Source organism: Segetibacter koreensis DSM 18137, from assembly GCF_000374045.1.
In the GTDB taxonomy this organism is placed as follows: domain Bacteria; phylum Bacteroidota; class Bacteroidia; order Chitinophagales; family Chitinophagaceae; genus Segetibacter; species Segetibacter koreensis.
In genome coordinates this window covers 338,686-351,504 of sequence record NZ_KB893314.1, presented here as the reverse complement: position 1 = coordinate 351,504, position 12,819 = coordinate 338,686, and the positions used below count along the sequence as shown (strand labels likewise).

At 37.9% G+C, this 12,819-nt stretch carries 11 protein-coding genes; 6 read left to right on the top strand and 5 right to left on the bottom strand.

The annotated features are described in order from the left end of the window. The first annotated feature begins 17 nt into the window (after positions 1 to 17). The 3 genes from B154_RS0101580 to B154_RS0101570 all read left to right on the top strand — a co-directional run bounded on the left by B154_RS0101580 (position 18) and on the right by B154_RS0101570 (position 3,152). On the top strand, positions 18 to 1,643 hold the full coding sequence (locus B154_RS0101580) for an NADP-dependent glyceraldehyde-3-phosphate dehydrogenase (protein WP_018611310.1): 1,626 nt from the start codon (positions 18 to 20) through the stop codon (positions 1,641 to 1,643). Next, positions 1,643 to 2,659: a sugar kinase gene (locus B154_RS0101575; protein WP_018611309.1), complete on the top strand. Its 1,017-nt coding sequence runs from the start codon at positions 1,643 to 1,645 to the stop codon at positions 2,657 to 2,659. The genes B154_RS0101580 and B154_RS0101575 overlap by 1 nt, the downstream gene beginning before the upstream one ends. A gap of 97 nt (positions 2,660 to 2,756) precedes the next feature. Then, a complete protein-coding gene (locus tag B154_RS0101570; RefSeq protein WP_018611307.1) occupies positions 2,757 to 3,152 on the top strand; it encodes a hypothetical protein in 396 nt (131 codons plus the stop codon). A 49-nt stretch (positions 3,153 to 3,201) separates the two neighbouring features. On the opposite strand, the gene B154_RS30450 is transcribed toward B154_RS0101570, so the two are convergent. After that, a complete protein-coding gene (locus B154_RS30450; RefSeq protein ID WP_157580348.1) occupies positions 3,202 to 4,122 on the bottom strand; it encodes a hypothetical protein in 921 nt (306 codons plus the stop codon). Positions 4,123 to 4,506: 384 nt separating this feature from the next. On the opposite strand from B154_RS30450, the gene B154_RS0101560 reads away from it, so the two are divergent. Further along, on the top strand, positions 4,507 to 4,995 hold the full coding sequence (locus B154_RS0101560) for a GNAT family N-acetyltransferase (RefSeq protein ID WP_018611304.1): 489 nt from the start codon (positions 4,507 to 4,509) through the stop codon (positions 4,993 to 4,995). A gap of 123 nt (positions 4,996 to 5,118) precedes the next feature. Here B154_RS0101560 and B154_RS0101555 read toward each other — a convergent pair whose 3' ends face one another. After that, complete coding sequence (locus tag B154_RS0101555) at positions 5,119 to 6,102, bottom strand: aldo/keto reductase (RefSeq protein ID WP_018611302.1); 984 nt, start codon at positions 6,100 to 6,102, stop codon at positions 5,119 to 5,121. A gap of 66 nt (positions 6,103 to 6,168) precedes the next feature. Here B154_RS0101555 and B154_RS0101550 point away from each other — a divergent pair, with 66 nt between their 5' ends. Beyond that, positions 6,169 to 7,974 carry a glycoside hydrolase family 9 protein gene (locus tag B154_RS0101550; protein ID WP_018611300.1) on the top strand — a complete coding sequence of 602 codons (1,806 nt, stop codon included), beginning with the start codon at positions 6,169 to 6,171 and terminating at the stop codon, positions 7,972 to 7,974. Between the two features lie 292 nt (positions 7,975 to 8,266). On the opposite strand, the gene B154_RS0101545 is transcribed toward B154_RS0101550, so the two are convergent. After that, positions 8,267 to 8,596 carry a hypothetical protein gene (locus tag B154_RS0101545; RefSeq protein WP_018611299.1) on the bottom strand — a complete coding sequence of 110 codons (330 nt, stop codon included), beginning with the start codon at positions 8,594 to 8,596 and terminating at the stop codon, positions 8,267 to 8,269. Between the two features lie 430 nt (positions 8,597 to 9,026). Between B154_RS0101545 and B154_RS0101540 the strand changes: the two genes are divergently transcribed. After that, entirely contained in the window at positions 9,027 to 9,344 is a 318-nt protein-coding gene (locus tag B154_RS0101540; protein ID WP_018611297.1) for a hypothetical protein, read from the top strand. A 143-nt stretch (positions 9,345 to 9,487) separates the two neighbouring features. Here B154_RS0101540 and panB read toward each other — a convergent pair whose 3' ends face one another. Together panB and B154_RS0101525 are read right to left on the bottom strand one after the other, a co-directional pair. Beyond that, entirely contained in the window at positions 9,488 to 10,303 is an 816-nt protein-coding gene (gene panB / locus B154_RS0101535; RefSeq protein WP_018611295.1) for a 3-methyl-2-oxobutanoate hydroxymethyltransferase, read from the bottom strand. Between the two features lie 390 nt (positions 10,304 to 10,693). Beyond that, entirely contained in the window at positions 10,694 to 12,145 is a 1,452-nt protein-coding gene (locus tag B154_RS0101525; protein ID WP_018611292.1) for an alpha-L-fucosidase, read from the bottom strand. Between the last annotated feature and the right edge of the window lie 674 nt (positions 12,146 to 12,819).

Sequence of the window (12,819 nt, the reverse complement as noted above, 5' to 3'; positions counted from 1 at the left end):
AATACTAACTGCTGCAAATGACCTTTTCTGAACAACTTGAAAATATCTTCGTTACGGAAGAAGAAATACCTGCAGAATTTAAGCTGCCTTCTGAGGTACACCAAAAAACCTACTTATCAAATGGTGAAATGAAACAATGGGATGGGGCTGTACATGAAGTATACTCACCCATATGCGTTCCTACAAGTGAAGGATTGAAAAGAAAGCTTATAGGAACATATCCTGTATGTACACAGGCTGAAGCTATGGAGGCACTGGATGCTGCTGTAGCTGCTTATGACAACGGGCGAGGAAAGTGGCCCACCATGAGCGTTGCCGATCGAATTGCATGTGTAGAAAATTTTACGGGCAAAATGATCGAGCAAAAGGATATAGTAGTAAAACTCATCATGTGGGAAATAGGAAAATCATACGCTGATTCAGTAAAAGAATTTGATCGTACCGTTGAGTATATTTATGCTACTATTGATGCTCTCAAAGATATTGACAGAGATTCTTCACGTTTTAATATTGAGCAGGGAATTGTTGCGCAAATCCGGCGTTCGCCTTTAGGGGTTGTGCTGTGTATGGGACCCTTTAACTACCCTTTAAATGAAACCTTTACAACACTTATTCCCGCCATTATTATGGGTAATACTTTGTTGTTCAAACCTCCGAAACATGGCACTTTACTGCATTTTCCATTATTGCCTGCATTTAGAGATTGTTTTCCCAAGGGAGTTGTAAACACTATTTACGGCAGAGGTAATACTATCGTTCCAGATCTTATGAAGTCAGGAAAGATTAATGTACTTACACTTATTGGCTCCAGTAAAGTTGCTAATGAATTGAAGAAACTACATCCTAAAGTAAACAGGCTTAGAGCCATTTTAGGTCTGGATGCCAAAAATGCGGCTATCGTTACAGCAAATGCAGATATAAAACTGGCAGTACAGGAGACAGTGCTTGGTGCTTTATCCTTTAACGGGCAACGTTGTACAGCGCTAAAAATAATCTTTGTTCATAAAACAATCGCCGAAGAGTTTTTAAAGCAATTGACGGAAGAAGTTTCCGAGCTGAAATTTGGAATGCCATGGGTAAAAGGTGTTTCATTAACTCCTTTGCCCGAACCTAATAAACCGGGATACCTGCAGGAATGCCTGGAAGATGCGAGGCAAAACGGGGCATCTGTTATAAATGAAAATGGTGGCGCTACTGTAGAGTCATTCTTTTATCCGGCTATCGTTTATCCTGTAAACAGCAAAATGAAGTTGTACCGCGAAGAGCAGTTTGGCCCAATCATTCCTGTTGTTCCTTATGAGAGCATGGAAGAGCCTATTGAGTACCTCATTGATTCTACTCATGGTCAGCAAGTGAGTATTTTTAGCAACGACAGCGCAGAGGTAGCATCTTCTATCGATATCCTTGTTAACCAGGTGAGCAGGGTAAATATAAACGCGCAATGTCAGCGGGGACCAGATGTATTTCCATTTACGGGTCGCAAAGACAGTGCTGAAGGAACCTTGTCAGTTGTAGATGCCTTAAGGTCCTTCTCAATACGTTCTTTAGTAGCAACAAAGCTAAACGAGCACAATAAGAATCTGTTAAACGAAATTGTAAGCGGAGAAGATTCAAACTTTTTAAGTACAAAGTTTATATTCTAATGAGCAATGTTTTTTGTTTTGGCGAGATATTACTTCGTTTATCACCAGAATTGCAGGGAGGATGGCTTCGGCACCACCGGATGTCGGCCTTTATAGGTGGTGCTGAACTGAACGTTGCAACTGCATTGTCTAAGTGGAATATACCTGTTATGTATTGCAGTGCTATGCCCGATAATTATCTTTCACAAGAAATTATTGCTGATATACAGCAAAAGGGCATCGACACTTCAGCCTTTCATTTTAGTGGAAACAGGCTCGGTATTTATTACTTGCCTCAAGGCGCTGATTTAAAACATGCCGGGGTTATATATGACAGAGCGCATTCATCTTTTGCCGATTTAAAACCTGGAATGATAAATTGGGATGAAGCTTTTAAGAATGTATTGTGGTTTCATTTCAGTGCTATTAGCCCCGCAGTAAGTGAAGATGCAGCAGCCGTTTGTGAAGAGGCTTTAAAAGCTGCCTCGGGAAAAGGAATAACTATTTCAGTCGATCTTAATTATCGGTCCAAGCTCTGGCAATATGGAAAAAGACCTGTTGAAGTAATGCCATCACTTGTTCAGTATTGTGATGTTATAATGGGCAACGTATGGGCAGCGAATACTTTGTTAGGTATTGATGTAGAAGAAAATATTCACGACAATTCTTCAAAAGAAAGTTATCTACATCATTCCCTTACTTCGTCCCAACAAATACAGCAAAAATTCTCTAAGTGTAAAACGGTTGCAAATACTTTCAGATTTGACCATAAGGATGGGATAAGGTATTTTACTGCCCTCTATCAAGATGGAACACAATCGTCATCAAAAGAGTTTTTTGCCGATACCATTGTAGATAAAGTCGGAAGTGGAGATTGTTTTATGGCCGGGTTAATTTATGGCTTATACAAAAATCAATCTCAGCAAGAGATAATAGATTTTGCTGCTTCCGCAGCCTACGGCAAACTCTTTGAAAAAGGAGACGTGACCAGCCAGGATGTGCTAACAATCAGAGGAAGATTGATCGGTCAGGAATAAAATAAATTATCCCGTAGCAATGGGCCAGCAACGTTTTCATCTTTTCTAATTTTACTGAAGGAACAATTATGGTAATTCAAGTTATAAAATGCTAAAGATGAAAGCAGTTATCCAATTCTTATTTATTATTTTCTTTACCACAACAGCTTTTGCCCAAACAACAAAAGACCTTGGTGCTGACTCTATAATGATCACTGTTTTTCTCAAACATCAACAGGATAAGAGCCTTGCCGAAATACAAAAAAAGCAGGAAGAAAATAAGTTATGGGATATGTTTCCTCCTAAGCAGGCCAGAGTAGTATCGTGGTATGTAATGATGGGAATTGGCCAGGTCGTAACGCTTAAAATTACACCTAAAGATTTACGTACATTAAATCTTTCAATAGAAAAAGGCGCATGGGGAGCTTTCTCTACCGAATTCTATCCGACATACGATTATGTTCCGGTTTATAAGGAAATGATGGAAAAGAGAGCAAAAACAAACAATCAATAGTTTTTGCATTTATTCTGGCTTCTTTCCACTTATAAAGGTTCACGCGTTATCAGTATGATTCCTCGTCTTGTTTTCGCTGTTTGTTAGACGGAGATTGCGGTCTGGAAGGCCGCTGACTTTCACGGTTTTTTTCCGATTGCTGCATCAGTTTCGACTCGTTAGATTTACCAGTTGCATCTTTTAGCGGAGCAGGAACAGGCGCTTGTCCATCATTCAATTTGTAGTTGAATATTTTATCGATCTGAATCCACTTGCCATTGTCCCATTTAAAACCCTGGTAGTCTCCGTCAGGAATAAGTGTATAGGCCTTTGATGGCTCATTGCTTTCACTTACAAGATGGTCATAAACTATCATATCCATATCCTTGTCGTAGTTCATTCTTGCATTGCCCTGTTTTTTATATTCCATGCAATACCTGGCAGGTGTAGTTGAAGCATTTAAGCTATCTTTTAATACGGTGAAATAAGGCCCGCCAAATACAGGCTTTCCATTTTCATTAAAGGTTAAAACCTCAATCCACTTCTTAGTACTTCGCATATTGTTGTCGTCGAAACCTAAAAGCGTATAATATTTTTTATTATTGAATGTCTTCATAACTATACCGTAATAGATAGCGCCTATCCAGTTTTGCCCTGTTCTTATTGAATCCTGCGGCGCCTTGGTAAAATCGCTCATGTCGAGCAGGGGAAATAACTTTAGAGAACCATCAGCTGTTTTCATTTGAATAGCACCTCGTTGACGATAGTAATCATCGTCTCTTGTAAACTGCCATGAGAAAATGCGAAATGTACTGTCAGGGGCATAAATATTTGAAACAGTTTGAAGCGAATCGAATGGATAATTAAAAGAGTAAGGAGTTTTTAAAGACCTCACAAGCATGCGTATAAAAACGCTGTCAGCAATGAAACGTTGCGACGCAGTCTTTTCCATAATCATTTTACGACCATAGATTTTCATACTGTCTTCCATTTTTTTTAATTGATTAAAATTGGATTTAGACAGACTTTGAGCTGAAACAGACAGAGAGAAAATAAATAATAAACCCAACAAAAAACCGCGCATTTTCATAATTTAAATACGAATGTAAACCATGCCTCTTATAATGAATCGTGAATTTGAAGCCGATAAAAGTTTTTAAGGTTTTATTATCAACACCTGGCTGGAAAGTAGGATAAGACGAACGTGATAAATGTGCACTGTAGCCACCACTTTCTGCTTTATGTAACAATAATTGTCCTGTAAAATTTATTTCTTATTTTTTTGTTAGATTGACATGCTTGCAAGACGCTAGCTTTGATAAATGTTACGTGCATTTGGGCTGAAGTAAGAATTCGTTTCACAAACCCTTAAAAGATGAAAATAAGAGAAGCTGTAAAGGAAGATTTACCGGTGATTTTAGAAATAATGAACGATGCTATTCTCAATTCCACTGCTATCTATGATTATAATGCAAGAACATGTGAATATGTAAATAACTGGTTTGCAAAAAAACAAAGTGACAACTTTCCCGTGATCGTCGGGGAATTAGAAGGAAAAATAATAGGTTTTGGCAGTTACGGTATTTTTAGAGCTTGGGATGCATATAAGTTTAGCGCTGAACATTCTATTTATATTGCTAATGGATTTAGAGGCTGTGGAAGGGGAGGGGAGTTACTTGAAAGATTAATTGCACTGGCAAAACATCAGGGTTTTCATACATTAATAGCGGGCATAGATGCTGAAAATGAAGGCAGCTGCAAATTTCACAGCAAGTTCGGCTTTGTAGAAGTGGGAAGATTACGTGAAGTGGGTTATAAGTTTGACCGTTGGCTTGATTTAATATTTATGCAGTTATTGTTGTAGCTTTTAATGTTAGCTTTTACAGTAAACATTGGTTTGAACTTTTATTGAATATAGATAACAAAGGAAAGCAGAAACACATTCTGACTTCCTTTGTTATTTAGACTACAGTTTTACTATGTAAAATTAATAATGTCCCCTTATTATTGGTTTTATCTTTTCATTATACAAATCTCGCAACTTAAGATGTGTTTCTTCCGGCAATGGTTTTAGACCAGATGCTGCTACATTGCTTTCAACCTGCGATACTTTACTCGCGCCTGGTATAACTGTTGTTACTTCAGGATGGTCAAGTATCCATCTAATGGCCCATTGAGCCATACGTTCATCTGGTAGCATTGCTGCTATTTTGCGAGATAATTTTATACCTTTCGAAAATTCAATTCCCGAAAAAGTTTCGCCTGCGTTAAAAGCCTGTCCATCAGCATTAAAGTTTCGATGGTCTTTTTCTGCAAATCGGGTACTTTCATCAAATTTGCCGGTTAACAATCCACTTGCAAGCGGCACACGAACAATTATTGCCACGTCTCTCTCTTTTGCTTTGGCAAATATTTCATCCGCTATGTGTTGCCTGAAAAGATTGAAGATAATTTGCAGCGAAGCAAGGCCTTCCTGCTCAAGACATATTAATGCTTCTTCGCTTGTTTCTACACTTACACCCCAATGCCCAATATATTTTTCGTTTTGTAGTTTACGCAAGTGTTTAAATACATCCCCCTTGCGCAGTTCGTCTGTTGGTATGCAATGCAGTTGCTCCAGAAATAACTGGGGCACATCAAGGTTCTCCAACGAACTTTCTACCTGGCGCTTCATGCCATCGTATGTAAAGTTTGCAGGCCACCCAAATCCTTTATCACTTCGGCGTCCAAGTTTGGTGGCGACATATAACTGCTCGTTTACTGTTTTTTTAAATCTTCCAATTACCTGTTCGCTTATGCCCATTCCATACACATCGGCGGTATCAATAAAATTGCCACCATTTGAGGTAAATGCTTTTAAAATGGAGAAAGCTTCCTTATCATCCACTACGCCCCAGTCTGCGCTTCCTAATTGCCATGTGCCAAGACCTACTTCCGATACTTTTGTTCCTTTAAATGAACGGTATTGCATAAAAAATAATTAATGATGTTTAAACTATCACTTCACCAACCCTATCTTCACAACTAAAAAAGTTTCATGCAAACTTACAAAAAAGTCTTTGTGCGTATTTCCTCTTTCCCGCCTTCATGGTGCAAGCTTCTTGCCATTATATTGTTTATTACAAATATTGCGAAAGCACAAAATGTAACTGACAGAATAAAAGTTAACCAGTTAGGCTACTATAGCAATGCTCCAAAGATTGCGGTAGTAACAGGTAGTACTGATGCACAAACTTTTTACATAACTTCTACAAATTTGAGGGACACTTTGTTTACAGGTAGATTAAGTGAAGAAAAGCAATCCGCTAATTCATCTACCAAGACAAAGATTGCTGATTTTTCATCGTTGCAAAAAAAAGGAATATTTGTTGTTCTTATTCCCGGTGTCGGTCATTCCTATGTTTTTGACATCGCAAACAATGTAAACCAAATAGCGGCTGTCGCAGGCCTTAAAGGTTATTACTACCAGAGGGTTTCCATGCCGCTTGAAGAGAAGTATGCTGGCAAATGGCACCGTTCTGCGGGGCATCCTGATACTGCGGTATATATTCATCCTTCCGCGGCAAGTACTCAAAGGCCGGCGGGAACAAAAATTTCAACTCCGGGCGGTTGGTACGATGCCGGAGATTACAATAAGTACGTTGTAAATTCCGGAATAACTATGGGAACTATGTTCTCAGCTTATGAAGACTTTTCAAAATATTTTGATACATTAAAGACCAACATTCCTGAAAGCAACGATGCGGTTCCTGATATATTAAATGAACTTATTTATAATCTTCGTTGGATGCTAACCATGCAAGACCCTAATGATGGAGGTGTTTATAACAAATGTACGAATGCCGCCTTTGATGGTATGGTGATGCCGGGTATTACAACCGCGCCGAGATATGTTGTACAAAAAGGAGTGGCAGCGACGTTGGACCTAGCTGCTGTAGCTGCACAGGCAAGCCGCATTTTAGGTAAATATCAAAAGCAGTTGCCAGGTTTAGCAGACAGTTGTTTAACAGCATCGATAAAGGCATGGCAATGGGCTGAAAAAAATGCTGCAATGGAATACGACCAGGATGCCATTACTAAAAAGTATGAGCCAAAAATAACTACTGGCGCTTATGGCGATAAAACCTTTTCAGATGAGTGGGCATGGGCAGCAGCAGAATTGTTTGTTACAACAAAGAACAAGACCTACTATGATTTTTTTACAAAACAAAAGAAAGATAATCTTTCACTGCCATCGTGGGGAAATGTAGAAATGTTGGCGGATTATACATTATTACGATTTAAAGACAAGTTGCCGGCTTTTGCACAAAAAGATGTTCAATCAATTAAGCAGCAACTGACACAAATGGCAGATAAGTATATTTCAAATGTTCCTGCCAATGCTTTTCAAACTGTTATGGGACAGACTCCAAAAGATTTTCATTGGGGAAGTAACTCTGATGCAGCTAACCAAGGCATTGTATTAATAAATGCTTATTTTCTTACAAAACATAAAAAGTATATTGATAATGCTTTAACCAATCTCGATTACCTGTTGGGTAGAAATGCGACAGGTTACTCTTTTCTCTCTGGTGTTGGCAGCAAGTCTATCATGCATCCACATCATCGTCAATCTGTTGCTGATGGCGTTACTGACCCCGTTCCCGGTTTGTTGTCCGGTGGTCCAAACCCTGCAAAGCAGGACAAGTGCCAGTACGAGTTTTCAGAACCTGAAACTACTTTTGCAGACCTAGACTGTTCGTATGCTTCTAACGAAATAGCCATCAACTGGAATGCCCCTTTTGTTTATTTGGCCAATGCTATAGAAGCTTTGCAACAGGAAGTTAAATACAGTAGTAAGTAGTTTTTTTAAAAGCGACACAGGGGAGTGGACGGAGATTTTAAATGGTATGACTCGCAAAAGCGTTTTATAATGCACCCATGGGAGAAATTTAACCGGAAAGATTCTAAACAATATCCTGATTTTAATTATGTCACTAGTTGGAATAAGCAAATTAAACTATGAACCGTTGAAGGATGTATTGAGATTTGATTTCCGCTAAACCTATTTTAAGTTGTTATATAAAAAAATCCCGAAGCATTCCGGGATTTTTTCAAAAATATTATTATTGCCTTGTTACAGCCCTCTACAGTTTTTACAAAAGCAATATAAGTAACAACACAATGATGATAAGAGCACCAAGAGAAATATAAATTCCTCCACTGCTAATTGCTCTGGCCTCTTTGTTCATGTTTCTCAGTTCCTGGCGTAACGCCTTGCGATCCGCTTTCGACAGTTGAGATTTGTCCATTGCTTTAATTTGTTCAACTCTTTGTTTCATTTCTGCAATACGGGCTTCTTTTTGTTCTGCTGTCATAGCCATCACCTTTTCTTCGATCGCCTTTTTAGCCAAAGGTGCGGCATTAAGAGTGGTTGTAACAGCTAATAGTAAAGTAAGGGCAAGTGCAAGAGTTTTGCTTTTCATGGTCAAAAGTTTAAGATTAAAGAGTTTTAACTTTTTAAATGCAAAAACTCTTCCTAAGATGCAAACTAAACTTTGGTCTTTTTTCTTTTGTTAAAAGAGCTAATAGTAGCCAAACGCTTTCACTTAACTTTAATTTGAGGTATTTCTTCCACAATGAACATTAGTATTTAAAAAAACGAGAGCTTCGTCAGGAACATTAATTGTCAGGCATGAACTTTAGTACATAGTTTTGAAACCGACATAAAGCTAATAGTAGCAAAATAATTTGAATGTAAGACGACTTGCGGTTTTTTTAAGGATTATAAACTTTTAAAATACTTTTTTTAATTAAAATAGTTATTTTCTTTCTTATAGCATTTATTTTTCGAATTGTAAAACACATTATTACTAATATTTCAAATCGAATACAAATACATTTAAAGCAAGTTGTATGCAAAACAAGTCGGAGCAAACTCAAAACAATAAGCAAAATAATAGTAAAAGCGAAACTATACGTGAATTAGCTCATCGCCATTTGCTTAATCAGAATCATACTACGACAGATGAAGAGCTGAGAAATGCACGAATTGAATTGAGTGACAGATTTGATACATCTGTCGAAGATTTGAATAAATTGTCTGATGCAGATAATGATACTGTTTTGCCAGCTATTCCCTTTGAGAAAAATATTGAAAATGATAATGCCGGAGTTTTAGGTTTAAAAAACGAAAAAGAACCTATTCCAAACCCTTATGATGTTTTAAAATAGGCCTTTAAATTAAGTCTTTATTTACGCCTAGCAATTTTTGAGTCTGGTCGAAAAAATTATAGCTACAAAGCGTATTTGAAATAATATTTGTAATGGTAATTTTTTAAACTGAAATTGTAACCAAAGGAAGGTTACAAGGCGAATTAATACTGTTCACTTTCGCTTGGGAAATCTTTGTTTTTTACATCGTTGATATACCGTTTCACTGCGCTTGTCACCTCTTCTGCCAGGTTTAAATACGTTCTCAGAAATCGCGGTTTAAATTCTGTATTTATCCCCAGCATGTCATGCATTACAAGCACTTGTCCATCGCAATACATACCAGCACCTATACCAATTGTCGGAATATTCAGTTTTTCACTTACCTCCTTTGCGAGTTCTGCAGGTATCTTTTCAAGCACAACGGCAAAACAACCGGCATCCTGCAACAGCATCGAATCGTTTCGCAGCTTGTTTGCTTCAGCTTCTTCTTTTGCCCTAACCACATAAGTTCCAAATTTGTGAATCGATTGTGGTGTAAGGCCTAAATGTCCCATAACCGGTATGCCTGCACTAACGATGCGTTTTACGCTTTCAACCACTTCTTCTCCTCCCTCCAGCTTTAGAGCATGAGCGCCTGTCTCTTTCATTATACGTATAGCAGATGCCAAAGCGACTTCACTATTTGACTGGTAAGAGCCAAACGGAAGGTCTACAACTACCAATGCCCTCTCAGTACCACGAATGACAGATCCGGCGTGATAAATCATTTGATCTAAAGTGATAGGCAGAGTAGATTCGTGGCCCGCCATCACATTGCTGGCACTATCTCCTACGAGTATTACATCTATACCTGCCTGATCAAAAAGCCGGGCAAACGAAAAATCGTAAGCCGTGATCATAGATATTTTCTCGCCGTTTGTTTTAAGCTTTTGAAGTGTATTGGTAGTTACTTTGCGAATTTGTTTATTAACAGACATCTCTTGCCTTTAGAAATTGAAAAAAAAATTTCAAAATGGAGATGGGAGAGGAGTATGGCTCTGCATTAGAATAAAACATGCTCTAATAGAACCCATCGAAACGGCGGTAAAAGTAGACAATTATTTTAAACCGATATTACGTTTAATGAAAACTGAAGCCGAAAGGGTAGAACAACTACATGAAAATTTTAGTGAAGGCTTCATGGATTCGTTTTTTAATAGATGTGTTTTGTGCAATTGAAGTGATTTTGTGCAAAAGGTACCGGCTTATTTCACCTAAACAAAAACCTAGCAACCGGCTTTACATTTCAAATAAGCCCGATAGTTCGTTACTAATAAAGACTATCAAGCTTATTTTTTTAAATCAGCTAACTTTTTTGTTGTAAAAAATCACAATGCGTTTTCAAGCTTAACTACAAATAGCTCACCTGGTATTTCTCCGGGCTGTATTTGCGAAGCGTCTATAATACAATCATTGCCTGCATTCTTTATTGATAATGATTTTTTTATGCCTAAAATGCTTGCTCTCGTTCCTGCAGAAGGTTTAAAATTGCGAATGCGCAGTTGGCGGCTATAAGACGGAAATGTGCAAAACAGGTCTTTGCCTTTTGTTGTAAAGAAGGCTTCTATATGTGCCATATCTTTACTAGGTTTTACCTGTTGAGCAATATTGTAGCCAGCCATAAAACTTTCACCTTTCTTTTGAGGTCTTTTGCCTTCGCTCCACTGGTACGATTGTTTGTACGCTTCCGTTCCGTAAATAGCTTCACCATTTGTTTGCAACCAATTGCCGATGTCAGTAAGGCGTTGCTGCATAATAACAGGAATACGTCCATCAGCAGTAGGGCCAATATCAAGCAACAGGTTACCGCCCCTCGATACAATATCGACAAGCATTAAAATAAGATCATGGCTTGTTTTGTAATCTTCAAGTTTCTCATTGCGATTGTAACCGTAAGAGTGGCCAATTCCCTGGCTTTCTTCCCATATCACATTCGGATCCATTCCGCTGCCATACTCAGATGTTGTATAAGTACAGCCTGTATTTTTTCCGCGTGTATTGCTTCCCCAACGGTCGTTTATCACTACATCTTTGGCAACGGGAGACTCATTAAATAACCACGCAAGTAATTCCGGGCTTCTCCATGCAGTATCTGAAAGATCCCATTCACCGTCAGAAAAAATGACCGAGGGTTTATATTTCGTCACCAGATCTTTAAATTGCGGAAACATGTGTTCTGATACAAACCGTTTCTTGTCTTGCTTCCACAAGGGGTTAAACCATTCATATAAAGAGTAATAATAGCCCATCTTTAAACCCGCGTCTCTTACTGCCGTTGTCAGATCACCTAAGAGATCTCGTTTGGGTGTGCCAGTAACTGCATTCCACGGCCGTTGCCAGTCACGGTCAGCGTCTTCATTGTTCCAGAGGCAATAACCTTCATGATGCTTCGACGTTAATACGACATATCGTGCACCTGATTTTTTAAAAACATCTGCCCATTGCTGCGGGTTAAACATTTCAGCCTTAAACTGAGATTCAAACTGAGGATATTTAAAATCAGCACCATAATTTTTATCATGAAAAGCTGTAAAGTCTTTTTGTTTTTCATTCAGACGATACCAATACCATTCGGCATAACTGTTACCGCTGTTGGGTATCACCGGCGCATATGATGGAACAGAATAAACGCCCCAATGAATGAAAATACCAAACTTGTCCTGGTGAAACCACGCAGGAATTTGTCGTTTATTCAATGAAGCCCAGTTGGCTTCATACTGTTGCGCATTGGCCATGGAAACCAGGAAAATAGTGAGGGTAAATAAACAGTACTTTTTCATTTGACAACGCTACATTTTTGGGTTAGTAATATATGGTTTAGTTTAAAAAATATTTGGTAACCGAAAGGAGTATAACTTTTGGAAAGATATATTATTATTTAATAGGCACGACGCTGATTTTTAAGCCGGGAAAGGTAAGCGCAATAAATTCTGCGTTATCATTAAAAGTACAAGAACAGATGAGCCTTATTTATTTGTAACTGTTCTTTACTGTGTGTGAAAACCGGGAAAGTCATAATAAAAGTTTGCTTATGTTTTTATTACCTGCAATTACTTATATTTCGGCAAATGTCTTGGAGGCAAAGAAGATTCTATTGAAATTGAAAAATAATATATTAAATGTAATTCAACCACCATTTTGCTCAACTTATTATTCATCATTTTCTATACTTTTCTCTATTTCTGAAAAATTTTAAGGCTACTTTACTCTATGAAACTTATTTGCCCATATTTTTGCATTGTGTATTTTTCTTCCGAAAAGCTAATACCAGTAGAAAATATTAATGTAAAATGGAAAATATCTGTTTTTCCACATTAACATTTTTGGTATAAAAATTGTTTTTTCTTTTATTTGCATTCCTTACCTTTGCATTCCTTTTAATTTTGGGCGAATTAGCAAAACACATTTCCGGCAATGGCCATTGAACTCCGAAAATGTCTGGATTCAGTATTCT